A 25,396-nucleotide genomic window follows, 5' to 3' on the forward strand; every position below is an offset into this window, starting at 1 on the left:
CGTTCACCAGGAACCGCGAAGAGCCACGATCACCGCGTAGGCGGCCTCGATGGCCGGGTCCTGGCGCAGCGCCGGGGCGCGCAGCACGGCCTGGATCGCTTCGGCTTTGGCTTCCGGATCCCGCCGGTGGGCGCGGTTGAGAGCGGCGGTGATCTTCGACCTCGACAGCCGGGCGGCCCGGCCTGGATCCGGGGCGCGCTCGAGCAGTTCCAGCGCGTCGGGGGCCATCAGATCGGGGAAGGCCTCGAGCGCGGCCGGGAAGAACTCCCGCAGCGCCGATCGCAGCCGCAGGAAGTGGCGGGTGCGGTCCCAGATGAACCCCTGATGCGAGCGGGCCACCAGCTTCAGCCCTTCTATGGCGGCACTGTCCCCGGCGATCGGCCGGTGATGGGCCCGATCCAGCCGGACGATCTCGGCCAGCACGTGCGCGTCGCCGCGGTCGGATTTCGCTCCAGAGGCGCCGTGCCGCTCCCGGTAGCGGGCGACCTGCACCGGATTGAGCGCGAACACCCGGTAGCCGGCCGCGACCAGCGCCGCCACCCACGTCCCGCGATCGGTCTCGATCCCGATCATCACGTTCTGCGCGACGAAGCCGCTCTCCGGGTCGACGTCGTCGTCGCCGAGGTGTTCGGCGAGCAGCTCGTGCAGCCGGGTCAACCCGGCGATGCCTTCAGGCAGCCTGGCCCGGGCCAGTCGGTGTCCGTTGTCGTCCTGGACCTCGATGTCGTGGTGGTCCTCGGCCCAGTCATCGCCCACGAACAGCATCCGCGCCTCCTCCGGTCGGCCTCTGCGGTCGGCAGCGCGGAGGAGACAGCCGGCGGACTAATGGTCAAGTGCTCACCGGAGCAGGCCCGGGGCACGTCATCCCATCAGCGGTCAGGTCCCCTCACGACCGGTGGGCGCACGATCTGACCCTAGGAATCCAAGCGCTCCAGTCGTCGAGAGTGCTGACCCACCGGCCGCTACCGGCGCCGAACCTGCCAGACACCAGCGGGCTCGGTAAGCCCCATTAGTCGTCGCCCCCTCGGCGGTGACCGGGAAAGGAAGGTCGGCCTGTGCGGGTTCCTGGCCGGCCCGGCGGATCACCACGCCGAGGGCCAGGCCTACGACGAGCGTCAACAGCAGCTACGCCCCGATGACAACAAGCACGTCGTACATGCGCTCAACCCCGTGCTGTGGGATCCGGTCGTAAGCCCCCGTGGCGTGGATCGCGATGGCCGCCCACCCGGTCGACCCACCCAGCACTGTCCCCGCCGAGGACCGGTTAGACCAGGGCTATCGGGCACTGTTCTGCGCCGAGTACACGGCCAGGAGCGCGGCACGCTGCGCCGCCGCGGTGTGCCCCCCCAGCGCCTCCGCCCACGCCAGCACATTCGTCGCGGCCGCCGCCCCGTCGTCGAGCAGCGCCAGGGGTGGTGGCGCGTGCGGGTCCGGGTCCAGGGTCAGGGCGAGCGGGACGTCGACGAAACACGGCAGTCGCCGCACCAGGGTCGGGACTTCCAGTGCCGCGGCCTCGGCGACCATCAGCGGAAACCCTTCCCATCGGGCGGAGTGCAGGTACAGATCGGCTGCGCTGAGCGTCTTCAGCGTCGCGTCCCGCGGCAGCCAGCCCGTCACCTCCACGCCCTCGGCCTCCAGCGCGGCGCGCCGGGCGGGATCGCCGTCGCCCAACCACACCGCCCGCAGCCCGGGCCGGGCGGCGCGGAGTCGGCGGACGACCGCCAGGAAGAACGCCGGGTCCTTCTGCGGGGAGAGCCGGCCGCCCCCGACGACCAGCCGCTCCGTGCCCTGCCGTCCCGGCCGGTCGGGGCGGTGCGCGGGCGCGATGTTCGGGACGACCCAGCGGGGCGGGCGTCGCAGGGGCATGCGGGAGAGCCGCGCCTCCCGTGCCGAGCACGCCGCGACGGCGGAGGTGTTCACCGCCAGCAGAGCCTCCACCGCCCAGAACGCTGCCCGGACGGCGAAGGCGACGTCGCGGCGCTCGAACGCGTAGCAGTGCGGCGTGTAGACCAGTGGCGTGCGCCACCGGGAGACGGCCAGCCGGGCGTAGGCGCCGCCGTGGCTGGAGTGCGCGTGGACCACGTCGGGCCGCAGCTCGGCCACCAGCTCGCGCACCCGCCGGATGCGGGACAGGTGGCTGCCGTCCATCCGGTGCACCGACGCGAAGTCGCCGTGGTCGGCCAGGTCGCCCTCGGCGTCCACCGGTGTGCCGGAGACCAAGTGGTGCTCCAGCTCGGGCACCGAACGGGTGTACTGGGCGATCGCCGAACCCACCCCGCTGCTGAACTTCTGGACGACGTGCAGGACGCGCGTCCCCTCCGCCACGGACACCGCGTCAGCGCCCTTCGCGTCGCAGCACCGCGGCGAACGTGCGCAGGACGATCTTCACGTCCAGCCAGAGCGACCAGTTCGCGATGTAGTAGTTGTCGAATCGGGCGCGATCGGCGATGGAGGTGTTCCCCCGCAGTCCGTGCACCTGCGCCAGCCCGGTCAGACCCGAGGGCACCCGGTGGCGAGCTTCGTAGCTGGGGTAGCGCTCCCGGAACTGGCTGACGAAGTACGGCCGTTCCGGTCGCGGCCCCACCAGGCTCATGTCGCCGCGGAGCACGTTGTAGAGCTGCGGCAGCTCGTCGAGAGAAGTGGCCCGCAGCACCCGGCCCAGCCAGGTCAGGCGCGGATCTGCGGCCACCGTCCACCGGGTCTCCGACTCGCCGTCGGTGGCCGGCCGCAGGGAGCGGAACTTCAGCAGCTCGAAGTGGTGGCCGTCGACCCCCACGCGCTCCTGGCGGAAGAGCACGCCCGGACCCCCGTCGAGCCGGACGGCCAGCGCCAGCGAACCCAGCAGTGGTGCCAGGAAGAGCAGCGCGAGCCCGGAGACCAGCACGTCGGCCACCCGCTTCACCCGCCAGGCCTGACTGCGATAGGTCGACCGGCGCAGCCGGACCAGCGGGAACCCCCAGGCGCTGTCCATGCTCGAGTCCACCTGGTGCAGCTCGTAGAACCGGGGGATGACGAACAGCTCGCAGCTGAACCGGTCGCAGGTGCGGATGAGCCGGACCATCTCCGACTCGGGCATAGTCGTGAAGGCCACCACCACGGCGCTGACCCGACCGCTCTGCAGCAGCCGCTGCAGGGAGTCCGGACCGCCGAGGAGCGGCAGCGGCAGCGGGCCGCCGTGCGCGGGCGGGTCGTCGTCCAGGAAGCCGGTCGGCACGAGTCCGTACTCCGGGTGCTCGGCGAGCACGTCGGCCACCTGCGTGCCGACCCGTCCGGCGCCGACGATCAGCGTCGGGTACCACACCGCGCCGCGGGCGCGCAGCCGGCGGACCAGGAGGTATCCCGCTGCCCGGAGGGGGAGCACCAGCAGGCCGATGGCAGCCGCCGCCCAGAGGTAGCTCGACGACGGGTCGGGCGCCCGGCCGGACACGGCCGACCAGGCGTACTGGAGGACGACGAACAGAGCGGCCGCCGCGAGCCACCGGCCGGTCAGTGCCGGCAGGTCGTCCAGCACCGACAGGGACAGTCGGGACCGGTACAGCCCGCCCTGCCAGAAGAGGGCCAGGAGGAGGACGCCGAAGAGGGCAGCACCCGTGGCCCACCTCGCGGCGTCCGCGCCGCCCGCGACCAGGGCGGCGGACGTCACCAGCGCGACGGCGAGCAGGTCCAGCCCGAGCAGGAGCGGCCGGAGGCCGAACTGGGTCAGCCGGGCCCAGCCACGCGACGGGTCCGGCGGGGCGATCAAGGGCGCAGGCGGTTGGCCGGCCGCCGCCACCCGGCCGGCGACCAGGTTGTCGCGCAGTTCGTACAGCGGAACGCGCGTCGACTCGGTGCCGACCGAACGTGGCGTTCGGGTGCTCTCGTCGGGTTCGGCCCTGGTCATGACCGGCTCCGCGGCGTGGGCGGGCAGATCTTGGGACGTCTCATCTCGGTCGACCTCGGACGGATGGCGCATGGGCTCTGCAGAACGAGTGTCTGCAGGGCGGGTGACTGTGATGCGGCGGACAACGTGCAGGCCAGCGCGTCACGCGAAGAAGCGTGCCCCGGCGGGGCAGACGGGACGACGCCCCGGCAGAGCGCCTCCTGGGTTGATGCGCCTAGTCGGGCCGCGCGCCGGGCTGCAGAGCGCCGGCGGCCGCGTGACCGAGGGACCCCTCGACGTACCGGGCGGACACTTGGGCGAGCGAGGCGGTCTCGGCAGCCACGACGACGGCCGAGTCGTGGTCGCCGCCCGGACCGCTGCTGAAGTGCGGCGAGGTCCAGGAGCCGTGGCACCCGGTGGAGGAACCGTGGGAACCCGCCGGGCCGGGCGGAGCCGGGGCGGGGGGTGGCGGGGCGGTGGGTGGCGGGGCGGTTGGTGGCGGGGCGGTTGGTGGCGGGGCGGTGGGGAGCGCCGGGGTGGCCGGCTCGTCGGCAGGTCGGTCCCGGGCGGGCAGGTCGGTCCGCTCGGGAGCCGCGGTGCGCTTCGCGGCGGAGGCCGACGCGCGATCCGGCGCGGCCCGGCGTTCCGGGGAGGAGCAGAGCGCAGGGGGCGTGGCGCCGGTCGCGTGCTGCGCAGCGAGCACGGGTGCAGGGGGAGGGGGAGGAGTCGCCGGCGCCTCGACCGAGGGGACGACTGTCGCGGGGGGAGCCGCGGCCTGCGGTGCCGGGGCCGTCGTCGCGCCGGACGGGACGGCCGGTGACACGGCCGTGCTCGTCTCCGGTGCCGTCTCCGGCACGTCCGCCGGAGTGGACGTCGTCCCCGCGTGCTCGGCCTGCATCCCGTCGTCGGAGGGAGGCGTGCTCGACGACCGTGGCGGATCCGGCTGCCGCGGAGCCGGAGGAGAGAGGGCGGGCTCCATGATCACCACGAGCGTCGGCGGGGAACCCGGAGCGTTGGAACCCGTTTCCGGTCCGGCCTGGCTGCTCCGGGGCGCGTCCGGGGCCGGGGCCGGGGCCGGGGACGGCTCAGTCTGCGGGCGCTGCCGCAGGGTGCCGCTGTCCCCGGCGTCGGCGGGTGGGGGCGTGGCTCCCGGGCGCGCGTTCTCGGCGGCGGCCGGGCGGTCTCCCGCGGCGGATCCGTGACCACCGGCCTGTGGCGTCATCGACGCAGCGACCGCCGCGCCCGGTGCCCGGTCCGGCACGCGGTCGCCGGCCTGGGCGACGCCTGCGGTGACGATCGAGAGCGCGCCCAGCGCCAGGAGGAACAACGCCGCCGACATCAGGCGGCGTCCCCAGCGCCGCGGTCGGCGGAGCGCGGCGGCGTCCCCCTCGGCGTCCTCGGTGACGGACGGCCGGAGCGTCGCAGTGTCAGCTCTCACTGCTCCGCTCCCTCCTGCTGCCGTCGCGCCATCCCTCGGGGAACGATGCGACGGACGAGCCGCGAAGTTCAACCCGCAGCGAGACGGGGCGGTTCTTCACATGGCTTGTCGTTGCAGAGCGTAGCCCCGGTGTCGATCCCTGGGCGCTCCGAACGAGCGCCGCGTTCACGCTCCCGGGTGACCCCCAGCGACGGTTGCGGACCGCGAAGGCCCGGGCCCTAGACTCCGCGAGGTGACCAGGAAGGGCAGCGGGCAGGGACATGGCCGCTCCCGGAGAAGGCAGTCGAAGCCTCCGTCGGCCCCGTCGGGCGCCGTCGCCGCACGCGCGTCCCGGTCGACGGTCACCGCCCCGGTGCCGGAACCGCCGGCCGCGCCCTCGGCCGCCGCGCCGGACCCGCCACCCGGCCGGCGGCCCGGGCTGCGGCCGATCTGGTGGGTCGTGCTCCCGTTCCTGGGCGCGCTGCTCTGTGTCGCGGGGCTCGTCGCCTACGACCGCTACAGCACGCCGACGTACACCGCGGAGACGCTCGTCGCCGTCCTCCCGGACGACCCCGGCACCGACGTCTCCCTGCAGGTCACCGCTATCTGGGTGGAGATCGGCAACTCCGACGCCATCCTCCTGGCGACCGCCGAGGCCCTGGGCGTCCCGGCGCGGACCGTCGAGGACAGGCTCACCCTCGTCCAGACCGGCGACGCGCCGCTGTTGTCGGTGAAGGTGACGACGACGGACGCCGAGCGATCCGCCGAGTGGTCGAACCAGCTGGCCGAGCAGCTCCTCGCCGAGTCGTCGGAGAACCCGGTGCCCGGGTACGACCTGCAGCAGGTGGCGGAGGCGCTGCCTCCGGATCGGCGCGACGTCACGGCCGGCGCCCTCTACTTCGCCACCGCCGTCGTCATCGGGCTCCTGCTGGGTGCGGGTGTGGCGGAGTTGCTGTCCCGCCGCAGTCACGCCCGTGCCGCCCGTCGGGCCGGCTAGCTCCCCTTGCGCGCCGGGGCACGTCGCTGGGGCACTGTCGCCGCGGCGACCAGCGTCAGTCCCGCGGCGATCCCGGTCCCGCCGACCGGCAGCACCCAGCGGGGCGCCGTCGGCTCGCGGGGCAGCGGGGCGGCCGCCGCGAGATTGGTCTGGAACGGGTCGAGCGGCTCCACCCCGATGAGCGCCTGGCTCACCGTCTCGGCGATCCGCTGAGCTTCCGCCGGGTCGTCGGAGGTCCCGGTGACGCTGAACACGGGGGCATCCGGAGCGGCCTGCACCCGCACGTACCGCTCCGGCGCGGCCGCGACGTCGGGCAGACCCGCCGCCCGGAGTTCGGGACCCACGAGTCCGGGAGATGTCCCGAGCCGGGCGAGCGCCTGTGCCCCCCGGGCCAGCGTTCCCGCGTCCTGGCCGACGGGCGAGGTGACTGTCAGGTACGCCGTCGAGTCGTAGAGCGGTGGGCGCAGCAGGGCGAGCCCGGAGCCCAGCGCCAGACCCAGCGCGGCCCCCGCGACCACCCACCACGCGCGCCGGAGGACGAGCCGGGCTCCGGGCAGCGGCCGGGGGGGCGGTGTCCGGACGGAGTCGCTCATCGCGGCACCCCGTCGACCGGCGCCAGATCCCGATCGGCGGCCGACCATCCGGCCAGACCGAGCGTGACGGCCACGAAGATCGAGCCGGGTCCGCCGAGGTCACCGCTCAGCATGAGGACGAGCTGGAACACGAGCATTCCGGTTCCGGCGAGGGCCAGTGCGGCCGTCAGGTCCGACCGGGGCCGGGCCGACCTCACCAGGCCGCGCGTGACGAGCAGGAGGAAGGCCACGACGAACAAGCCGGCCGTGACCAGGCCCTGCTCCCCGGCGACCAGCAGGTAGAGGTTGTGCGGCGACTCCAGGCCCACTCGCTGGAAGTCGCTGCCGATGGCGATGTCACTGGACCCGAGGAGGCTGAGGTCCGCGTAGGCATCCCGGTGCGCCGCGAACGCTCGTGCCCCGACCCCGGTCCAGGGGTGGTCGAAAGCCATGTCGCGGGCCGCCGACCAGAGGGCCAGCCGGTCGACCACCGACTGGTCCGGGGTGGATCCGGCATCGAGCAGGCTGGTGATCCGGGCAGCCACATCTCCCTCTCGGCTGAGCAGGACGGGCAGCACCGCGGCCGCCACCAGCGCCGCGGCCCCGACGGCACCGAGCAGGCGCAGCGGACGTCCGTGGCTGAGCACCACCACTGCGGCGATGGCGACGGCAACCCACGTCCCGCGGCTGAGGGAGAGGACGAGGGGCAGGACCAGGTACGCAGCCGTCCCCGCCGCCAACCACCGGGCCCGGCCGGTCAGGACGACGGCCAGCGCCAGGCAGATCAGCAACCCGAGCGCGCTCAGCGACGCCAGCGCGCCGATGTTGTACGCCCCGAACGTCCCGACGGCCCGGATCTGCCGACCGCCGATGTCCGCCCCCGTTCCCGTCGCGGACTGCAGGATGCCGATGGTCCCCTCGACCACCGCGAGCCCGACGAACGAGCCCAGCACGACGACGGCATCGGCGCGGCTGCGCAGCGCGACCATGACAGCGATCGGCACGAGGCAGAACAGCTGCAGGAAGCGGAGGCCGCCCACCAGCCCCTCGGGCTGGTTCACCGCCACCAGGGCCACGACCGACGTCGCCGCGCCGAGCACCCAGAACGCCACCGCGGGCACCGACCGGACCATCGCGGTGCCCCGCCCGTGCAGCACATCCCTGCCCGCCAGCACGACGGCGATGACCAGGGCCGCGTCGCTGGGGGTCACCGCGACGTCGCCGGAGGCGGAAGCCGGAGCGAGGGGCGTCGCGAGCAGGGCCACGGCGACCCACGTGCTCGGGCGGCCGGCCACCGTCACCAGCGTGTGCACGAGGCTCCTTCCTGTGGCCGCCGATGCACCTCGGCCCGTGCCGCATCCGGCCGGACGGGTCATGATGGCAGTCCGACGGTGACACGACGTTCCCCGGTGGCCGTGCAGGAGGTGCGCGTCGGTGGGGACGAGACGGGACGACGGGGCGGCACGGGGAGCTCGGCGCTGGTGGGTGGCCGGGATCGTGCTGGCGGTGGTGGCTGCGCTGGCCGGAGGCGGCGCAGTGAGCGGTTCCGACGATCGGCCGACGTCGCCCTGGTCGACGCCGTCGGCGGGCGGCGACGGGGTTCTGGTCCTGCCGGTGATCCCGGTCGGCGGTGACCTGCCCGACGGTCGCCAGACGCTGGCCGGCGCCCTGGCCGATGTGGACCGCGTCGCGGCGGTGGGCGCGGGAGCCGTCGGGCTCACCGCGGACCTGCGCTGGCTGTGCCGGACGACGCAGTGCCGGACCGGCCCGCTCGAACCGGTCGTCTCCCGAGCACTGGAGCTCGGCCTGCGGGTGTACATGCAGGTCAACAGCAGCCCGGAGTGGATGAGGGAGCGGGGCCGGTGGTACGCGCCGGTCGGCGCCGACGTCGAGCGATGGGCCGACCTGTTCGCGCAGATCGTGGCCGAGTTCGGCACCGACGTCAGCGGCTACGAGGTGTGGAACGAGCCGAACATCGATGAGTTCTGGGCGCAGGGTCCCGATCCGGACGAGTACGCCGACCTGCTCAAGGCCGTCTGGACCGCCACCGAGCGGGTCGACCCGGCCGTGACGTTGGTCGGCGGGGTGCTCAGCAACAACGACCTGGGCTACATGAGCCGGCTCAGCGCCGCGCTGGCGGAGCGCGGCGGGAACGCTCAGAACCGCTTCTTCTACGACGTGCTGGGCGTCCACCCCTATGCCGGCGAGCGCGGGGAGGGCTTCGACCCGGAGGAGCCGGCGGGCACGCGGGACGTACGCGGCGAGTGGGGCGTCAAGGACATGACCCTCCGCGGCGTGGAGCGTCTCCGCGAGCAGGTCGCCGAGGACGAGGGCATCGAGCGCGACGTCCTGATCGGCGAGTTCGGCTACTCCACCACCCGCGGCGCCTGGTACCACGTGCCCGAGCCGTTCCGGGCGGCCTACCTGGCGAACGCGCTGCGGATCGCCGTCGGCTGGGAGTGGCTGCAGGGCTTCACCGTCTACCTCTGGGAGGACGATCCCGACGACGGGTTCTCCATCGTGGGCACCCCCAGCGAACAGGCCCTCGAACGGGCGGCGACAGCACTGCAGGAGTGAAGGCGACCCGGCACCCCATAGGCTGCGCGGAATGGGTACGGAGCGGGCCGTCGTACGCGACCACGACGGCCTGGACTCCCTCGCCGACGAGTGGCAGGCTCTGTACGCCGACGCGCCGTCGGCCACCCCGTTCCAGTCGCATGACTGGGTCAGTGCCTGGGCGCGCGCCTACATCCCCCCGGGGCGGCTGCGGGTCGGCGTCGTCCGGCGGGCCGGCAGGCTGGTGGCGGCGGCGCCGCTGTACCTCGACCGCCGGGGCCCCTGGCCCGTCCTCGCGCCGCTGGGCCACCGGATCTCCGACTTCTCCGACGTGCTCGTGGCCGACGACGCCGCAGCGGGAGCGCTCGTCGATGCTCTCCTGGACGAGCCGGGCTGGCGGGTGGTCGACCTGCCCGAGGTGCGTCCCGACGCCGCCGCCCTCGCATGGTCGGCCCGGTGGCCCGGGCGGGTGACGCGGCTCGCGAGCTCGATGTCCCTGGAGCTGTCGGCCGGATCGATGGAGGACGTGCTCGCCCGGCTGCCCGCGCGCAGCGCCAAGGTCGTGCGGCGGAAGCTGCGCAAGGCCGACGAGCTGGGGATTGAGGTCGAGGACGTCCCGGTCCAGCGGGTGCGGCCCGCGGTCGCGGACATGCTCCGCCTCCACCAGGAGCAGTGGCGGAGCCGCGGCATGACCCCCGAGCACGGCACCGCCCCGTTCGCCGCGCACCTCACGGAGGCGATGCACGGGATGGTGGCGGCGGGCCAGGCCCGGGTCGTCGAATTTCGGCTGGGGGGCGACCTGGTGGCCAGCCAGCTCTACGTGGTCGGGCCGGGGCTGGTGGGTGCCTACCTCGCGGGGATCGCCCCCCAGCTCCGGGAGGTGGCCGACGTCGCCGCCCTGATGCTGCGCGAAGACCTCCGGGTGGCGACGTCGCTGGGCGTCCCGCGGTGCTCGATGATGCGCGGCACGGAGGAGTACAAGTTCCGCTGGCGCCCCGACGTCGTGGCCCACCAGCGGCTGGTGCTCGCCCGGCCGGGACGCTCCGGCGGGGCAGGCTTCGTGCAGGCCGCCGCCGCCAGGCAGGCCGCGGCGGGCTGGGCGAGGGCGCGTGCGCCGTGGCTGCGCGATCTCGTCAGCCGGCCGACCGCCATCGGGTCATGGACACGAGCAACACGGCCGACACCGCCAGCACCATGCCCATGACCACCAGGACGGCCGTTCCGTCCACGAGCAGCAGGGTGCCGGTCAGCAGCGCGGCCCGGCCGGCGTCCCAGGCGAGGCGGGCGCCGTCCCGGCCCAGGAAGCTGGGCAGCCGGTTGACCAGGGTGCCGGCCAGCAGCGAGCCCCAGTACAGGACGGTCGCGGCGGCGACGGGCAGGAACCACGCCGCGGTGAGCCCGCTGCCGGTCGCATAGAGGGCCATCCCCAGGCCGCTGACGACGGCGACGACGGCGAATCCGGCGCCGAGCAGGAAGCCGGCGCGACGAGCAGCCGCGTAGTCACCGGCGTCCCGTTCACGCACCGACCGGCTCTGCCGCATCTCCAGCGGCGGCGCGACCAGCGCCATGAGGACGGTGGCGAAACCACCGCACATCCGGGAGACGATGGCCCACGGTTCCGCGGCGCTCCCGAGACCGGGCAGCACGAGCCCCGGCACGAGGGTCGTCCAGCCGTTGGCCAGGCTGGCGGCCGACGGCCGCACCGAACGACGCAGGTAGGCGCGCCGCAGGCGGCGCCGTGCCTGCGCTCCCATCGGCCGCAGCGGAGGACCCCAGTGGGAACGTCGAGGGACGAGCGCCAGCGCCGCGGCGAGGTAGGCCATGCCGGTGCCGTAGGTCAGCGACAACGGCCCGAGGTCGGCCAGCCCGGCCACGAGAGCGGCGGTGAGCACGGCCAGCCCGTAATACAGGCGGGCCAGGCCGATGCCCGTGACGTCGCCGGCCCGGACCAGGCGGGTGACCACCACGGAGTAGAGGCCCCAGGTCGCGGTCAGGACGGCGGCGCCGCTGAACGCGCCCGGGCGCAGCCCCAGGGTGCCCTCCAGCGGGGTGAGCGCCAGCGCGCCCGCGGAGACGACGGCGAGGGTGCCGAGCGAGGCGACGGTGGCGACCCTGGCCGTCCGCGGCCCGCGGATCACCGGGAACAGGAACGGGAAGGCGAGCATGCCCGGGTTCACCAGCAGCCCGGCCACCGCGGAGGTGAACACCAGGAGGAGGACCTGCTCGGTCTCGCGCAGCAGGATGGGCACGAGCATCGCGGCGAGGGTCAGGACCTGGCCGGACACGCCGAGGGACAGGAACGGCCCTGCCCGGCGCCACAGCCGGAGCACGCGACCGGCCGGTCGGCGGGTGAGCTGCTCCTCGTCCGCGGTCAAGCGAGGGTGACCGAGATCCGTCGCGCCAGGACCTCGATCCCCGGCCCGCTGAGCACGTCGTCGTGGTCGCCCGGCACCTCGGTGACCAGCAGGTGCGGCGCGGCGCGGCGCCAGGCGCCGAGGGTGTTGCCGACGAACGGCAGGCGGCGCTGCGCCAAGTAGTAGGTCACCGGGCCGTCGTACGGCGAGAGCCGGTGCGCGTCGAAGACCTCGGCCGACCTGTCGAAGGCGAGCTGCTCGGCGTCCTGGGACCGGTCGCGGTTCTCGCGCAGGTAGGTCCGCAGGGCCTGCGGCCCGGCCGGGGACAGCGCCGTCCGCAGGCGCTTGGCCAGCAGGGCGGCGCGCTGCGCCCGGGCCTCACCCCGCGTGAAGGAGCCCGTGGGCGGCTGGACGTCGATCAGGCCCAGGTAGCTCACGGTCTCGCCGGCGGCCCGCAGCCGCACCGCGACCTCGTAGGCGACCAGCCCGCCGAACGAGTAGCCGGCCAGGCTGTAGGGGCCGCTCGGCTGGGCGTCGCGCAGCAGCACCAGCGCGGCGTCGGCGACCTCCGCGATCGTGCGCCGGCGACCATCGGCGGCGGCCAGCTCCGGCTGGAGACCCCTGACCGGTCGTTCGGTGGCGAGCCCCTGGATCAGCGAGTGGTAGGAGTTCAGCTGCCCCCAGAGATCGGTGACCACGAACAGCGGACGACCGGTCCCCGGCCGCAGCACCGGTGCGCGTTCGGTGCCCGCCAACCGTCGCGCGGCGATCGCTTCGGCGACCCCGTACAGCGTGGGGCGCTCGTACAGGTCGCTCACCGGCACGTCCACACCGAGCTCGAGCCACACCCGGCGGAGCAGCTGCATCGCCTGCCGGGAGGTGCCGCCGATGTCGGCGAACTCGTCGTCGGGGCGGATGTCGGAGACGCCGAGCACCTCCGACCACAGGCGGGCCAGCTCGGGCAGCAGCCGGTCGACGTCCTCGGGATCGGCCGGCCCGGGAACCGCGCCCAGGACGACGGGCGCCCGGAGGGGAGCGGCGGTTGCCGCCGGGCCTCCGACCGGTGCATCGCTCGCTGCGGCCGCACGGATGGCGTCGAGGACGTCGGGGTTCTTCAGGGCGTCGCGGTTGCGCGCCGCCTCCCCGTTCACGGCACTGCGGGCGGCGGCCTCGGAGCGTTTCCCGTTGTGGGTGAGCGGCAACCCCGGCACCGCACGCACCAGCGCCGGGACGTGGGCCGCGGACGCCTCCCGCCGGAGGGTGCGCCGGATCGTGCGCTCGAGGTCGCCGTCCAGTTCCGTGCCCGGCCGGAGGACGACCAGCAGCACCATCCGCGTCTGGCCGGGTCGGCCGGGGTCGCGCTGCTCGACGGCCATGGAGTCGGCGATCTCGGGCACCGCGCGCAGCGCTGTGTAGATCTCGCTCGGCCCGATACGCACGCCGTCGATGTTCAGGACGCCGTCGGAGCGGCCGTGCATGCGGGTGGACCCGTCCGCATCGATGTCGACGAGGTCGCCGTGGGTCCACATGCCCGAGTGGTCGGCGAAGTAGGCAGCGTGGAACCGGCTCCCGTCGGGATCGCGCAGGAAGCCCACGGGACGGGACGGGAACGGCCGTCGGCAGACCAGCTCGCCGATCCGGCCGACCACCTCCGCGCCGTCCGCGTCGACGGCGGCGACGTCGAGCCCCAGGCTGCGCGACTGGCAGCGACCCGGCCGGACCGGCAGCTCGGGGTGGCCGAGGACGAAGCAGCCGATGATGTCCGTGCCACCCGAGATCGACTGCACCGGCACGTCGCCGACGGCGTCGGCCACCCAACGGAACTGCCAGTCGTGCAGGACGGCACCGGTGGAGAGCACCGCCCGCAGCCGGGAGAGGTCCACCGCATCCCTCGGCCGGTAGCCCTGCTCCTGGCAGAGCTGCAGGTACGCGGGGCTGGTGCCGAACACGGTGACGCCGTGGCCGGCCACCAGCTCCCAGAGGGTTTCCGGTCCCAGCAGCGGGCCGTCGTTGACGACGACGTGCGCACCCACGGCCAGCGCCGAGAGCTGCCAGTTCCACATCATCCAGGCGGTCGTGGTGTGGAAGTAGAGGGTGTCCTCGGGCCGCAGGTCACCGTGCAGCCGATGCTCCTTGACGTGCTCCAGCAGCGTGCCCCCGGCGCCGTGCACCATGGCCTTCGGTGGGCCGGTGGTGCCCGAGGAGAACATCACGAACAGCGGGTGGTCGAAGGGCAGCCGGGGCCACTCGACGCGGGCACCGGGGTCCGTGGCGGAGACCAGGTCGGCGAGCCGCTGCGGCGGCAGCGGCAGGTCCGCGGGGAGGGCGCCGTCGTCGAGCAGGAGCAGCCGGCGCAGCGTGGGCAGCCCGGCGACCAGCGCGCGCAGCGTGTCGTCGGTCATGCCGGTGCGGTCGAGGAGCAGGACGACCGGGTCCACCTGCTCGAACCGGCCGCGCAGTGCGGCGGCGCCCATGTCCGGGGTCGCAGTCGACAGCGTGGCACCGAGTGCCGCGACGGCGAGGGCCGCCACCGCCACCTGGGCGGTGTTCGGGGCGATGGCGACCACGCGGTCGCCGACGCGGACGCCGTCGGCTGCCAGCGCGGCCGCCGTCCGCTCGACCGCGGCCCGCAGCGCGCGGCGGCCGAGGTGCTCCGCCGGCCGGTCGGTGTGCACGGCGGTCAGCGCGGGAGCGTCGTCGTCCACGCCGGGCAGCGGGCGCAGCAGTGCCTCGGCGTAGTTCAGGCGGACGTCGGGGAAGAAGCGGGCGGTCTCGACGTCGGTCCCCTCCAGCACTGGCTCCGCCGAACCGGACCACGGCAGCTCCGACCAGTGCAGCAGCTCGCGCCAGAACAGCTCCGGCTGGGTGACCGAGAACTCGTACAGGCGGGCGGGGTCGGTCAGGTCGGTGCCGGACGCCGCCGAGCAGCGGTCCCGGAAGCCGGCCAGCTGGGGTGCACGGGTGAGGGTCATGCCGTCGCCTCTCGCCACCGGAACGTGCTGGGGCGGACCGCCCCGGTCTGCCATCCTGGGCGGTGCCGGCCGTCGAGCGAAGACGTGGCCACGCTGGCGACCCGGTCCGATGGTGCCGGTACGGCGCGGACGGTCCAGCGGCTGACCTCGCCGCCGCCCGGTCCGACCGGCGTGCGCAGCCGCGCCGGCCCGCCGCCGAGCCCGGTGCCCAGGCCCTTGAGGACGGCCTCCTTCTGCGTCCAGCACCGGGTCAGCGCCGTCGGACGTGCCTCGACGGGCAGGGCGGTGAGCTCGGCCCGCTCATCGGGGTGCAGCCAGCCCTCGTCGAGGACGGCCGGATCCCAGGGGGCGATGGTCTCGACGTCGACGCCGACCCGCAGGCCGGTCGCGAGGGCGACCAGCCCCAGTGCGCCGTCGGCCGAGCAGCTGACGTCCAGGCTGGTCCCGGGCAGCTCCGGCCGGCCGGCCGGGGTCGTGGTCACCGGCGCCTCCTGGGCGGGAACGCCGAGTTCGGCGGCGAGCAGGCTGCGCAGGGCTGCCCGTAGGAGCACCCGCCGGCGGTGCACGGCCGGCACGCCGCGACGGGCCCGGCTCCGCTCACCGTCGGTGAGCAGGCCTTCGGCGTACGCCACGACCCCGTCGTCCGCGCGCAGGTCGACCCACCACAGGCGCGGACCGGGCACTGCTGAGCCGCCGGCGGGCTGGCACGTCACCGGCTCATCGTCACACTGGGGGGCGTCCGGTGGGTATGCCTGTCCGCCGGTCGGGCATCTCCGTGACGGAGCAGCCACTAGCCTCGCGCCATGATCGTCGTTCCCGGCCGGCGCCGGTGACCCGCGGCCGACCGGGCGGCCGGGGGCGGGGACGTGCCGTGCTCCTGACCGCGCACCACCTCTCCGCGGAGGTCGTCGAGGCGTGGCGGGGGCTCGTCGAGAGGGCCGTCGAGCCCAATCCCTTCGCCGAGCCGGAGGTGGTGCTGCCGGCGCTCCGGCACCTGGCCGGGCGGGGCCGGGCCGGGCTGCTCGCGGTGCGAGAGGGGAACCGGCTGACCGCCGTGCTGCCGGTTCGCTGGCCGGTCGTCGTGCCGCTGCCCGGTGGCCTGCGGATGCCCGTGCCGCTCCTCCAGGCCTGGGTCGAGCCGTTCCAGCCGCTGGGCGTCCCGCTGCTGGACCGCGACGATCCCGTGCGCGCGGCGGCCGCCCTGCTGCGGGCGCCGGCGGCGGTGCCCGCTCCGCTCCTGCTCCTGCGCTACTTCCCCGAGGGCGGGCCCGCGGCGGCTGCTCTCGACGCGGCCCTGGCCGAGCGCGGTCGGGCGGCGGTCCGCCTGAAGACCTACGAACGGGCGCTGTGGGAGCGGGAGGGGGCGGCGGTGCCCAGCCGCAATCGGCGGAACCGCTACAACCGGCTGCGCCGCCAGCGGGAAGCCATGGCAGACGCGCTGGGCCCGGTGCGCGTGGTCGACCGGGCCGACGACCCGGCGGCGATCGAGGAGTTCGTCGTCCTCGAGGCTGCGGGGTGGAAGGGGCGCGAAGGGACGGCGATCGCCTGCCGGGACGAGCACGTCGCCTGGTTCCGCGAGACCTGCGACCGGCTGCGGGCTGCCGGTCGGCTCGAGGTCCTGGCCGTGGAGGCCGGAGGGCGGACCGCCGCCATGTGGGTGGACTTCGACGCCGGTGAAGGATCGCTGCACCTGAAGTCCGCCTACGACGAGGCCCTCGGCGAGCACCGCCCAGGCGAGCAGCTGCTCCTGCACTGCGTCGACGAAGGCGGCGACAGCCGCTACGCCTGGCGCGACTCGGCCACCGTCCCGGACAACACGCTGTTCAACCAGCTGTGGTCCGGTCGGCGAACCCTCTCCACCGTGCTGGTGCCGCTACACGGTCCGCTCGGCTCCACCGCGCTGACCGGGGCGCGGTGGCTGCAGCGGCTACGGGCCCGCCGAACCGGCTGACCGCGCGACCAGCCGCTCGTGCAGGTCGTCGATCCGGGCGGCCACCGAGCGGATGTCGAACGCCGCGAGCTCGCCGGGGCACGCGCGTCGAGCATCGGTTGCTATGCCGGCGAGCGCTGCGGCCAGGTCGTCGTCTGGACCGATCCGCACCGCCCCGGGCAGCTCGGCTCGGAGCTCGTCGAGGGCCGGGCAGCGGCGGAAGACCACCGGCAGCCCGGCGGCCAGCCCCTCCAGGACAGCCAGGCCGAAGGTCTCGTAGCGGGAGGGCGACGCCAGCACGTCCATCGCCGACAGGGCCGGGGCTACCGGACGCTCGCCGGCCAGGTGGACGAAGCGCGTCACGCCCAGGTCGGCGGCCAGCTTGGCGAGCGACGCCCGCTCCGGCCCCTCGCCCACGATCAGCAGCTGGGTGGCAGGGCCGAGACAGGGGACCAGCGACCGGATCAGCTCGTCGAACCGCTTGCCCGGGTGCAGGCGGCCGACCGCGCCGACCAGCCGGGCGCCGTCCGGCACGCCCAGCTCGGCCCGCACCGCGGCCCGCCGGGCAGGGTCGAAGGCCAGCGCGTCGAGGTCCAGGCCGTTGGGCACGGTGACGACCCGCTCGGGGGCGACCCCCCAGCGGAGCAGGTTGTCCCGGGTGGCACCCGAGACCGCGATCGTGGCCCTGCCCAGCCGTTCGGTGGCCAGGTAGAGGAGGCGGACGCCGCGACTCGCCGTCCTGCCCTCGAGCTGGTCGTCGAGCAGCGAGTGCTCGGTGGCGACCACCGCGCGCACGTCGGCCAGCCGGGCGGCCACCCGGCCGTACAGGCACGCCCGGTAGAGGTGGGTGTGGACGACGTCGAAGCGACCGCGCCGGGTCAGCCGGGCGAGCCGCAGGACCGCGCCGACCTCGGTGTTGCTGCGCATGCCCAGGTCGTGCACCGGCACGCCGTCCGAGCGCAGCTGCTCCGCGACCGAGCCGGCGTTGTACAGCGCCACCACCTCCGCGTCGTGCCGGCTGTGCCGCAGCAGGAGCCGGAGCTGGTTCTCTGCACCGCCCGCGGCCAGGCCGGTGATGACGTGCAGGACCCTCATCGCACGCGGGCGCGGGCGACCAGATGGCGGACGAGCTTGGCGGCCAGCCGCGGGCCGGTGTCCCGCTGACCCACGTAGAAACGGGGGAGGGTGTGCCGGTCCCCGACGGAGTAGTCGCGCGTCACGCAGGCGTGGTCGTAGCCGGCGTCGCGGGCGGCGTCCGCGGCGGCGGCGTCGACGTCGCCGTACGGGTAGCAGAAGCCGTGCACCGGCGCGCCCAGCACGTCCTCGAGCGTCGCCCGGCTGCCGGCGACCTCAGCACGCAGCGCCGCCGCGTCGAGCCCGGACAGGTGGGCGTGGGTGGCGGAGTGACTGCCCACCTCGTGCCCGGCAGCAGCGACGCGGCGCACCTGGTCGGCGTCCATCAGCGGCAGGCGGGGGCCCTCGTCCCAGTCGTTCTCGCCACCCAGCCGATCGGTGACGACGTAGACGGTGCCGGTCATGCCGTGCCGGTCGAGCACGGGCACTGCGTACTCGAGGAAGTCGAGGTAGCCGTCGTCGAAGGTCAGCGCGACCAGGCCGGCGCCCTCGCCCCGGTCGCGAGCGGCGACGAGTTCAGCGAGGGAGACTCCGCGCAGGCGCAGCCGGCGCAGCGCCCGCAACTGGGCGCCGAGCCGGTGGGGGTGCACGCGCAGCAGATGCGGATCAGGCGTCGTGGCAGGACTGATCGAGTGGTACATCAGCACCGGCGGCAGGGGGCGCGGCGCGGCTCGGCGCTGTCCGTCGTCCCCCATAACTGCCTTTCCGCTCGGTCGGCCCGTCACCGTAGTGGACGGCCTCGATCGACGGCGGGGCGTCAGAAACCGGGGCGCACCTCTCCGCAGCGGCAGCGGTACAGCGACCCACCGCTGAACGCGTCGTCCCCGACCCTGCGGAACCAGTGCAGGTGCCGATGCCGGGAACGGCGCGCCTCGGCGCCGAGGACGGGCTGCAGGCCGATCCACACGGCGAATCCTCCCGGTACTCGGGCTGTCTCCTCGCGGGGCTCGGGCTACCCACAGGCGTCCCTGTCTACCCTCCTGCGCTCCGGCGGTCGCCGGTCAGCGCTGCGGGCCGCCGTCGGTCACGCGTCGAGGTGGACGACGACGCCCTCCTCCGGAGTCCACTCGATCCAACCGAACTGGAACTCCTGCACAGTGCCGCCCAGGCTCTCCTACTCGGGTGAGGTCGGGTAGCCCAGCTCGGAGTTCTCTCAGCCCATCGAGGCCCAGACGTCCCGGAACTCGCTGGTGACCGCGTACGCGCCGGTGGCGGGCGAGAAGTAGATCGAGCCGTCCTCGAAGTGGTTGAAGCGACCGATGCCGTCGGGCGTGGGCAGTTCGCTGGTCACCGGGTAGCCCAGGGGGCCGGCTTCCCAACCGTTCGAGCTGTAGGTCTGCCAAATGGCTCCCCACACCGCGTGGGCGCCGGTGGACGTCGTCCAGTAGATGGCTCCGCCACGGCTGAAGGTGTTGTACCGGCCGCGGCCGTCCGGGGTCGCAAATTCGCTGGTCGTCGGGTAGGCGATCGCACTCCGTTCCCAGCCCAGGGCGGCGTACCGCTGCTGGATTGCGCCCCACACCGCGTGGGCACCGGTCCAGGGCGTCCAGTAGACGAGCCCGCGCTGGAAGACCTGGACACGGCCCACGCGGTCGGGCGTGACGAGCTCATCGGTCGTGGGGTAGCCGAGCTGGCCGGCCTCCCAGCCGAGCGAGCCCCACCGCCCGAGGATCGCGCCCCACACGGCGTGGGCCCCGGTCCACGGCGTCCAGTAGATCGAGCCGCCACCGAAGACGGTGAACCGCCCGAACCGGTCCGGCATCGCGAGCTCGTCGGAGAAGGGGTAGTTGAGCCGCCCGTTCGGGCCGCCGTGCGCCCGGTAGTGGTCGAGGATCGCGCCCTGCACCGTGTAGGTGATGTAGTTCGGGCTCGTCCAGCGGAACGTGTCGGCCTGCGCGGCGGACGCGCCGCCGAGGCCGACCACCGCGGCGACGGCGGCGGTGACGAGGGCTGCGGCCGCGCGACGAGGCGGTCGGGTGCTGCGGGACATGCGGGTTCCTCCCGGGGACGGGCAGGGTGGTCGTCGCTGATCGGCGTCACATCGGCGCCGGCGTGGCTACTCCTCCACGTAGGCCGTCGCGCCCTCGCCCGGGTACCACTCGATCCAGCCGAACTCGAAGTCCTGCCCGCGGCCGCCGTCCTCCAGCGCGTACTCCGGCGACGCCGGGAAGCCGAGCTCCGAGTTCTCCCAGCCCATGTCCGCCCACGCCATGCGGATGTGGCCGCTGATCACGTGCGCGCCGGTCTGCGGTGCCCAGTAGATGGACCCGTTGCCCTCGAAGTGGTTGTAGCGCCCGATCCGGCTCGGCGTGCGCATCTCACTGGTCAGCGGGTAGCCGAGCGCGCCGCGCTCCCAGCCCTGCTGGGCGTAGACCACGGAGATCGCGCCCCACACCGCGTTCGCACCGGTCCACGGCGTCCAGTAGATGTTCCCCCACTGGAAGGCGGAGTACCGGCCGCGGCCGTCGGGGGTGGCGAGCTCGTCGGTCATCGGGTAGCCCAGCCCGCTGGTCTCCCACCCGAGCGAGGCGTATCGCTGGTAGATCGCGCCGCGCACCGCCTTCGGACCGGTCTGCGGCCGCCAGTAGATGGCCCCGTGCTGGAAGGCGTTGAGGCGCCCGACGCCGTCCGGCGTCGTCAGCTCGCTGCTGGTCGGGTAGCCGAGGGGCCGGTCTCCCAACCCTGCAGGCTTTACCAGGACCAGATCTGACCCCAGACGCCGTGCGCACCGGTGCGGGGCGTCCAGTAGATGCCGCCTCGGTTGAAGAGGTTGAACCGGCCGATGCCGTGGGGGGGTGCCACGTTCGCTGGTCACCGGGAGGCCGAGCGCGCTGCCCGGCCCGCCGAGCGCCTTGTGGGTGCCGAGGATCGCGCCGCCGACCTGCTGGGGGCCCCACGGCGTGTGGTACGTGTCGGCCTGCGCGGCGGAGGCGCCGCCGAGGCCGATCACCGCGGCGACGGCGGCGGTGACGAGGGCTGCGGCCGCGCGACGGCGCGGACGGGTGCTGCGGGACATGCGGGGTCCTTCCGAGGACGGTCAGGTTCGGCCGTCGACGGGAGCGAAAGGCGCGCGCGGCCCGGATGTGGGCCGCGGAGAAGCTAACCGCCGCGCGGTGGCTGCGGTAGCCCTCGCGCACCTGCTTTCTCGCAGCTCAGCGCACGAGTGCACAGACGTCACATCGGCGCTGGGTGCTCAGCCGATCCAGGTCAGCAGCTCGTTGGCGCTCTTCGTGTTGATGACGCGGTTGGGCTCGACGCCGCACTCGATCGCCCGCTCGACGCCGTTGTACTGCCAGTCCAGCTGACCGGGGGCGTGCGCGTCGGTGTCGATGGCGAACTCCGCGCCGAGCTCGTTCGCCAGGGTGAGCAACCGGCGCGGGGGGTCCAGCCGCTCGGGGCGGGAGTTGATCTCGACCGCGGTGCCGAACTCCACGCAGGCGCCGAACACGGCCTCGGCGTCGAACTCGCTCTCCGGCCGCGGCTTCTGGGTGCCGTCGCGCTGCCGGCGGCCGATGACCAGCCGGCCGGTGCAGTGGCCGAGGACATCGGTGTGCGGGTTGGCGATCGCGGTGAGCATCCGCTCGGTCATCTGCGCCTTCGGAGCCCGCAACTCGGAGTGCACGCTGGCGACGACGACGTCGAGCCGGCCGAGCAGCTCGTCGGTCTGGTCGAGGCTGCCGTCGACGTTGATGTCGACCTCGATGCCGGTGAGGATCCGGAACGGCGCGAGCTCCCCGTTGAGCTCGGCGACCACGTCGAGCTGCTTCTCCAGCCGCGCCGCGCTCAGCCCGTTGGCCACGGTGAGCCGCGGGGAGTGGTCGGTGAGCGCCAGGTACTCGTGCCCCAGCGCGATCGTGGCCTCGGCCATCTCCCGGATCGGACTGCCGCCGTCGGACCAGTCGGAGTGGCTGTGCAGGTCACCCTTGAGCTGCGCTCGGAACGCGGCGACGTCGTCGGCCATCGGGACGAGCTCGGCGAGCTCCTGCTCGAGCTTCGCCAGGTACTCGGGCACCTCGCCCTTGTGCGCCTGGACGACGACGGCGGCGGTCTTGGGCCCCACGCCCTTGAGGTCCTTGAGCGTGTTCGTGCGGATCTTCAGGTCGAGGGCGTCCTCGTCGAGCCCGTCGACGACGGCGGCCGCGGTGCGGAACGCCTGCACCCGGTAGCTGGGCTCGCGGGCGCGCTCCAGGAGGAAGGCGATCCTCCGGAGCGCGGCCGCCGGCGTCAGGGGTGCGCTCAGCTGCGGACCTTCTTCATCTTCTTCTCGGCCTTCTTCTGCGCCTTGGCCGCGCGCTTCTGGGCGTTCTCGATGCTCTTCTCGGTGGCGTCGGCGGCCTTCTTCGCGGCCCGCCGGGCCCGGTAGCCGACCGACGGCTTGCCCTCGGTGTCGACGGCGGCCAGCAGCAGCGCGCCCACCAGGCCGACGTTCTTCAGGAACTGGATGCGCTGCTGCCCGCGCTGCTGGGGGTCGTCGAACGTCCAGAACGGGTGGCCGGCCAGCGTCGTCGGCACCATGGAACCGGTCAGCAGCAGGGCCGACAGCCGCGGCATCCTGCCCAGGCCCAGCAGCGCGCCACCGCCGACCATGACGCCGGCGTTGATCCGCACCCACTGCTCGGCGTCGCGGGGCAGCGTCACGGGCAGCACGTCCTCCGCGGCGCCGCCGACCTTCTCCACGAGCGGCTTCGCGAGCTCCACCCGCTTGCCGGGGTTGCGCAGCGCGTCGACGCCCAGGACCACGAACGGCGCGGCGAGCAGGGGCCGGGCGATCCGGCGGACCAGCATGGTGACCTTCTTTCCCTCTGTCGTTCCTGGTTGCTGGCGCCGACGGTAGTGATCACCGGCGGCATCCGCCCCTCGAGTAGGGGCCAAAAGCACGCTTTCGGCCCCTACTCCTGACCTCGAGTAGGGGCCACAAGCACGCTTTTGGCCCCTACTGGGGGTGGCGGCAGTAGACGGTCAGTGGCGTGCTGCGCTGGCCGAACCTGAACTCGGTGGCCGGCTCGCCCATCTCGCCGTCGTAGGCCACCCGCTGCGGTCCCGACAGCGAGCGGACCGTCAGCTCGCGGGCCTGGAACTTGCCGTAGCTGCGGCTGTGCTCGCTGACGCCGAGCAGCGTGGCCAGCACCGCGCGGGTGCGGCCGAAGCGCAGGTCGGCGCGCAGCCACTGGACGTCGAGCAGCCCGTCCTCCAGCCGCGGCCGCCACGCGGGCGCGAGGCCGCGCGGGGTGTACACGCCGTTGCCGACGAAGAGGATCCAGGCGCGCAACGGCCGCCCGTCGACGGTGAGCTCCAGCGGTGATCCGCTGCGGAGCACCTGCGCGGCGGCCACTGTGAGCGCCAGCCACTTGCCGAGCCGGGGGCTGAGCCGGTCGCGGCGGCGGACCATCTCCGGATACGCGCCGAGGCTGGAGGTGTTGAGGAACGGCGTCCCGTTGACCTCGGCGACGTCCACGGTCACCGCCTCCCCGGCGAGGACGGCGTCGACGGCGTCCTGCGGGGTGAGCAGCCCGACGTCGCGGGCGAAGTGGTTGAGCGTGCCGGCGGGGATGACCGCCAGCGGCAGGCCGTGCTCGAGCGCCACCGCCGCGGCCGCCGCCACGCTGCCGTCGCCGCCGGCCACGCCCAGCGCTCTCGCGCCGTCGCGGGCGGCGGGTTCGAGGAGGTCCTCGACGCAGGTGTCGGGGGTGAGCTCGAGGACCTGCGCGCGGGGGAGGAGGCGGCAGATCTCGGCGGCGGGGTCGTAGGTGTCCGGGCCGGAGAGCGGGTTCACCACGACCGCCAGCCCCTCGCCGTCGGGCAGCGCCGGGGCCTGCGACGACGGCCGCACCCGGGCCGGCTGGGTCGGCCGCACCGGCCACCAGTGCTGGCTGGCCGCGGCCACTCCGGCGCCGACGGCGAACCCGGCGACGACGTCGCCGGGGAAGTGCACGCCGACGTGCACCCGTGAATAGCCGACCGCGAGCCCGACCGGGGCCAGGGCGGCCCCGACCGGGAGCGACTCCATGGCCACGCCGGTGACGAAGGCGGCGGCGGAGGCGGAGTGCCCGCTGGGGAAGGACGACGTCGTGGGCGAGCGGCGCAGCAGCCGCTCCGGACGCCCGCTGTGCTCGGGACGGCCGCGGCGGAACAGCGACTTGAGCACGACGTTGACGACCGCGCTGGTGACGGCCATCGCGCCGAGGCCGCGGACCGCGCCGCGGCGCAGCGCTCCGCGCCGGGTGGCCAGCAGGGCGCCGATGACCAGCCAGAGCCGGCCGTGGTTCGCCGAGCGCGTGAGCCGGCGCAGCCAGCGGTCGGCAGGGGAGCTGGGCAGCCCGCCGACGAGCGCGTGCAGCCGGACGTCGAGGTTCCTGCGCGCGGGGCCGGGCACGGAACGGGACGCTAGTTCAGCGCAGCCCCCGGCGCCGTCGCGGAGCTCGGGGTCGGTCAGACGGTGGCGGGCTGCGTGGCGGGTCGGGCGTTGGGCAGCGCGGGCACCCGGCGGCGGTGCTGCACGGAGCCGCGGTACTCGTAGGTGCGCCGGCCGGAGCGGTCGAACTGCTCGAACGGCCCGACGACGCGCAGCGTCGACCAGTCGGCGATCAGCGTGTCACCGGCCTCGCGGAGCTGCCGGGCCAGCGCCTCGCGGAGTGCCGCGGTCGCCATGGAGAGGTGGGCGAACGGCAGCGCCGTCGCCGTCCGGTGTCTGTCCATGCGCTGCGGATCGGCGTCTGAGCTGCATGGATGTATCCACTCCACCGACCGCTTCACCCGAAAGGGTGGCTACTGCTGCGGGCCCGCCGCGGCGAGGGCGAGCGCGACCAGGTCGGCGATGCGCTGCTGGCCCGCCGCGGTGGGATGGACGAGGTCCGGCTGCAGTTCGATGCCGGCGCCGATCAGCGGCAGGTACGGGCGCCCGGCGTCGTCGGCGGCGCTGCGGAGCGCGTCGTCGACCGTCCGGAGGTCCGCCGGGTCCGCGCCCGGGAGGTTCGGCGGGCCGACGAGCAGCACGGTGGGCACGTCCTCGAGCTCGGCGAGGAGGTCTCCGGCGGCAGCGGCGACGTCGTCCGGACGGCCGGCCAGCACGTCGTTGACCCCGCCCTGGACGACGACGGTGTCGGCGTCGATCCAGTCGTCGTCGACGCGCTCGCCGTAGGTGACGTCGTCCCCGGGGCAGAAGCCGCGGGTGGTGAACCCGGTGGAGCCGACACCGTCGACGACCACCGAGACGTCCAGGCGCGAGGTGAGCGCGGCAGGCCACGCGGCCTCCGGCCCGGACAGCCCGCTGCCGAGGGTGTACGAGTCGCCGAGGGCGGCGACGGTGCGGCTGCCCTGGCCGAACGGCTCGCCCATGAGGCGGGTGCGGTCCTCGAGCAGCGGGCCGCAGTCGAACCCGTCGTCGCGGCCGAGCCAGACGGCGAACCCGGCACCGGCGGCGGCGACGACCAGGCCGACGGCGAGCCAGCGCCGTCCCCGTTCTTCCCCCACTGCGCCCCCCCTTTCCGTGACGATCAGGTCACCTGATCGTGCGGCGTCCTCCCTCGCGGTCCACCACGAGGGAGGACGCTCGATGATCAGGTGAGCTGATCGTCGCCGCCCCCGCTAGTTGTACTGACCACGGAC

General features: G+C 74.3%; 22 protein-coding genes. 4 read left to right on the forward strand and 18 right to left on the reverse strand.

The genetic code is table 11. The features are described from left to right. Positions 1–3 precede the first annotated feature (3 nt). The 3 genes from A6V29_RS08245 to A6V29_RS08255 form a co-directional block, all read right to left on the reverse strand. The gene (locus A6V29_RS08245; protein WP_137159862.1) at positions 4–765 is read right to left on the reverse strand and encodes an IS110 family transposase; all 762 of its coding nucleotides are present in this window, start codon (positions 763–765) and stop codon (positions 4–6) included. Positions 766–1,275: 510 nt separating this feature from the next. Then, positions 1,276–2,325 (reverse strand): glycosyltransferase family 4 protein, encoded by a 1,050-nt coding sequence (locus A6V29_RS08250; RefSeq protein ID WP_170977761.1) that lies wholly within the window; start codon positions 2,323–2,325, stop codon positions 1,276–1,278. Between the two features lie 10 nt (positions 2,326–2,335). Further along, positions 2,336–3,880 (reverse strand): sugar transferase, encoded by a 1,545-nt coding sequence (locus A6V29_RS08255; protein WP_170977762.1) that lies wholly within the window; start codon positions 3,878–3,880, stop codon positions 2,336–2,338. A 1,769-nt stretch (positions 3,881–5,649) separates the two neighbouring features. Here A6V29_RS08255 and A6V29_RS08260 point away from each other — a divergent pair. Beyond that, the gene (locus A6V29_RS08260) at positions 5,650–6,273 is read left to right on the forward strand and encodes a YveK family protein (RefSeq protein ID WP_170977763.1); all 624 of its coding nucleotides are present in this window, start codon (positions 5,650–5,652) and stop codon (positions 6,271–6,273) included. Here A6V29_RS08260 and A6V29_RS08265 read toward each other — a convergent pair. Together A6V29_RS08265 and A6V29_RS08270 are read right to left on the reverse strand one after the other, a co-directional pair. Then, positions 6,270–6,866, reverse strand: coding sequence for a YveK family protein (locus tag A6V29_RS08265; protein ID WP_170977764.1), 597 nt, complete (start codon positions 6,864–6,866; stop codon positions 6,270–6,272). The genes A6V29_RS08260 and A6V29_RS08265 overlap by 4 nt on opposite strands. Further along, positions 6,863–8,158, reverse strand: a complete 1,296-nt coding sequence (locus tag A6V29_RS08270) for an O-antigen ligase family protein (protein ID WP_137159867.1) — start codon at positions 8,156–8,158, stop codon at positions 6,863–6,865. The genes A6V29_RS08265 and A6V29_RS08270 overlap by 4 nt, the downstream gene beginning before the upstream one ends. Before the next feature lie 121 nt (positions 8,159–8,279). Here A6V29_RS08270 and A6V29_RS08275 point away from each other — a divergent pair, with 121 nt between their 5' ends. Next, positions 8,280–9,422: a glycoside hydrolase family protein gene (locus A6V29_RS08275; protein ID WP_137159868.1), complete on the forward strand. Its 1,143-nt coding sequence runs from the start codon at positions 8,280–8,282 to the stop codon at positions 9,420–9,422. A gap of 31 nt (positions 9,423–9,453) precedes the next feature. Continuing rightward, entirely contained in the window at positions 9,454–10,605 is a 1,152-nt protein-coding gene (locus tag A6V29_RS08280) for a GNAT family N-acetyltransferase (RefSeq protein ID WP_137159869.1), read from the forward strand. Here the strand turns inward: A6V29_RS08280 and A6V29_RS08285 are convergent. From A6V29_RS08285 to A6V29_RS20755, 3 genes are read right to left on the reverse strand one after another with little or no spacing between them, the layout of a single operon-like run. Then, positions 10,535–11,776, reverse strand: a complete 1,242-nt coding sequence (locus tag A6V29_RS08285) for a hypothetical protein (RefSeq protein WP_137159870.1) — start codon at positions 11,774–11,776, stop codon at positions 10,535–10,537. The genes A6V29_RS08280 and A6V29_RS08285 overlap by 71 nt on opposite strands. Further along, positions 11,773–14,727, reverse strand: coding sequence for an acetoacetate--CoA ligase (locus A6V29_RS08290; RefSeq protein WP_137159871.1), 2,955 nt, complete (start codon positions 14,725–14,727; stop codon positions 11,773–11,775). Before A6V29_RS08290 ends, A6V29_RS08285 begins: the two co-directional genes overlap by 4 nt. Then, positions 14,724–15,440 carry a 4'-phosphopantetheinyl transferase family protein gene (locus A6V29_RS20755; RefSeq protein ID WP_170977765.1) on the reverse strand — a complete coding sequence of 239 codons (717 nt, stop codon included), beginning with the start codon at positions 15,438–15,440 and terminating at the stop codon, positions 14,724–14,726. The genes A6V29_RS08290 and A6V29_RS20755 overlap by 4 nt, the downstream gene beginning before the upstream one ends. A gap of 158 nt (positions 15,441–15,598) precedes the next feature. Between A6V29_RS20755 and A6V29_RS08300 the strand changes: the two genes are divergently transcribed. Continuing rightward, entirely contained in the window at positions 15,599–16,678 is a 1,080-nt protein-coding gene (locus A6V29_RS08300) for a GNAT family N-acetyltransferase (RefSeq protein WP_170977766.1), read from the forward strand. Here the strand turns inward: A6V29_RS08300 and A6V29_RS08305 are convergent. From A6V29_RS08305 to A6V29_RS08360, 10 genes are all read right to left on the reverse strand, one after another. Then, positions 16,655–17,752, reverse strand: coding sequence for a glycosyltransferase (locus tag A6V29_RS08305; RefSeq protein WP_137159874.1), 1,098 nt, complete (start codon positions 17,750–17,752; stop codon positions 16,655–16,657). The two genes, A6V29_RS08300 and A6V29_RS08305, sit on opposite strands and share 24 nt — an antisense overlap. Continuing rightward, a complete protein-coding gene (locus A6V29_RS08310) occupies positions 17,749–18,432 on the reverse strand; it encodes a polysaccharide deacetylase family protein (RefSeq protein WP_137159878.1) in 684 nt (227 codons plus the stop codon). Before A6V29_RS08310 ends, A6V29_RS08305 begins: the two co-directional genes overlap by 4 nt. Before the next feature lie 116 nt (positions 18,433–18,548). After that, positions 18,549–18,698 (reverse strand): hypothetical protein, encoded by a 150-nt coding sequence (locus A6V29_RS20760; RefSeq protein WP_170977760.1) that lies wholly within the window; start codon positions 18,696–18,698, stop codon positions 18,549–18,551. A 246-nt stretch (positions 18,699–18,944) separates the two neighbouring features. Continuing rightward, positions 18,945–19,781 carry an LGFP repeat-containing protein gene (locus tag A6V29_RS08315; protein WP_137159875.1) on the reverse strand — a complete coding sequence of 279 codons (837 nt, stop codon included), beginning with the start codon at positions 19,779–19,781 and terminating at the stop codon, positions 18,945–18,947. Between the two features lie 66 nt (positions 19,782–19,847). Beyond that, complete coding sequence (locus tag A6V29_RS20765; RefSeq protein ID WP_249933112.1) at positions 19,848–20,807, reverse strand: LGFP repeat-containing protein; 960 nt, start codon at positions 20,805–20,807, stop codon at positions 19,848–19,850. 177 nt (positions 20,808–20,984) lie between these two features. Further along, positions 20,985–22,031, reverse strand: coding sequence for a PHP domain-containing protein (locus tag A6V29_RS08340; protein WP_212719149.1), 1,047 nt, complete (start codon positions 22,029–22,031; stop codon positions 20,985–20,987). After that, positions 22,028–22,576: a DoxX family membrane protein gene (locus tag A6V29_RS08345; RefSeq protein ID WP_170977768.1), complete on the reverse strand. Its 549-nt coding sequence runs from the start codon at positions 22,574–22,576 to the stop codon at positions 22,028–22,030. Before A6V29_RS08345 ends, A6V29_RS08340 begins: the two co-directional genes overlap by 4 nt. A gap of 148 nt (positions 22,577–22,724) precedes the next feature. Further along, on the reverse strand, positions 22,725–24,164 hold the full coding sequence (locus A6V29_RS08350) for a bifunctional phosphatase PAP2/diacylglycerol kinase family protein (RefSeq protein WP_212719146.1): 1,440 nt from the start codon (positions 24,162–24,164) through the stop codon (positions 22,725–22,727). A gap of 56 nt (positions 24,165–24,220) precedes the next feature. Continuing rightward, entirely contained in the window at positions 24,221–24,487 is a 267-nt protein-coding gene (locus A6V29_RS08355; protein ID WP_137159876.1) for a hypothetical protein, read from the reverse strand. A 69-nt stretch (positions 24,488–24,556) separates the two neighbouring features. Further along, positions 24,557–25,261, reverse strand: a complete 705-nt coding sequence (locus A6V29_RS08360) for an SGNH/GDSL hydrolase family protein (RefSeq protein WP_137159877.1) — start codon at positions 25,259–25,261, stop codon at positions 24,557–24,559. Between the last annotated feature and the right edge of the window lie 135 nt (positions 25,262–25,396).

This window comes from Blastococcus sp. CCUG 61487 (assembly GCF_005222955.1).
In the GTDB taxonomy this organism is placed as follows: Bacteria; Actinomycetota; Actinomycetes; order Mycobacteriales; family Geodermatophilaceae; genus Blastococcus.

Excerpts from the sequence above, each read along its gene's own strand:
- A6V29_RS08280 (WP_137159869.1), top strand. The coding sequence starts at position 9,454 with ATGGGTACGGAGCGGGCCGTCGTACGCGACCACGACGGCCTGGACTCC.
- A6V29_RS08290 (WP_137159871.1), bottom strand. The coding sequence starts at position 14,727 with ATGACCCTCACCCGTGCACCCCAGCTGGCCGGCTTCCGGGACCGCTGC.
- A6V29_RS08345 (WP_170977768.1), bottom strand. The coding sequence starts at position 22,576 with ATGCTGGTCCGCCGGATCGCCCGGCCCCTGCTCGCCGCGCCGTTCGTG.
- A6V29_RS08265 (WP_170977764.1), bottom strand. The coding sequence starts at position 6,866 with ATGAGCGACTCCGTCCGGACACCGCCCCCCCGGCCGCTGCCCGGAGCC.
- A6V29_RS08310 (WP_137159878.1), bottom strand. The coding sequence starts at position 18,432 with ATGTACCACTCGATCAGTCCTGCCACGACGCCTGATCCGCATCTGCTG.
- A6V29_RS08355 (WP_137159876.1), bottom strand. The coding sequence starts at position 24,487 with ATGGACAGACACCGGACGGCGACGGCGCTGCCGTTCGCCCACCTCTCC.
- A6V29_RS08315 (WP_137159875.1), bottom strand. The coding sequence starts at position 19,781 with ATGTCCCGCAGCACCCGACCGCCTCGTCGCGCGGCCGCAGCCCTCGTC.
- A6V29_RS08245 (WP_137159862.1), bottom strand. The coding sequence starts at position 765 with ATGCTGTTCGTGGGCGATGACTGGGCCGAGGACCACCACGACATCGAG.
- A6V29_RS08305 (WP_137159874.1), bottom strand. The coding sequence starts at position 17,752 with ATGAGGGTCCTGCACGTCATCACCGGCCTGGCCGCGGGCGGTGCAGAG.
- A6V29_RS20765 (WP_249933112.1), bottom strand. The coding sequence starts at position 20,807 with ATGTCCCGCAGCACCCGTCCGCGCCGTCGCGCGGCCGCAGCCCTCGTC.
- A6V29_RS08255 (WP_170977762.1), bottom strand. The coding sequence starts at position 3,880 with ATGACCAGGGCCGAACCCGACGAGAGCACCCGAACGCCACGTTCGGTC.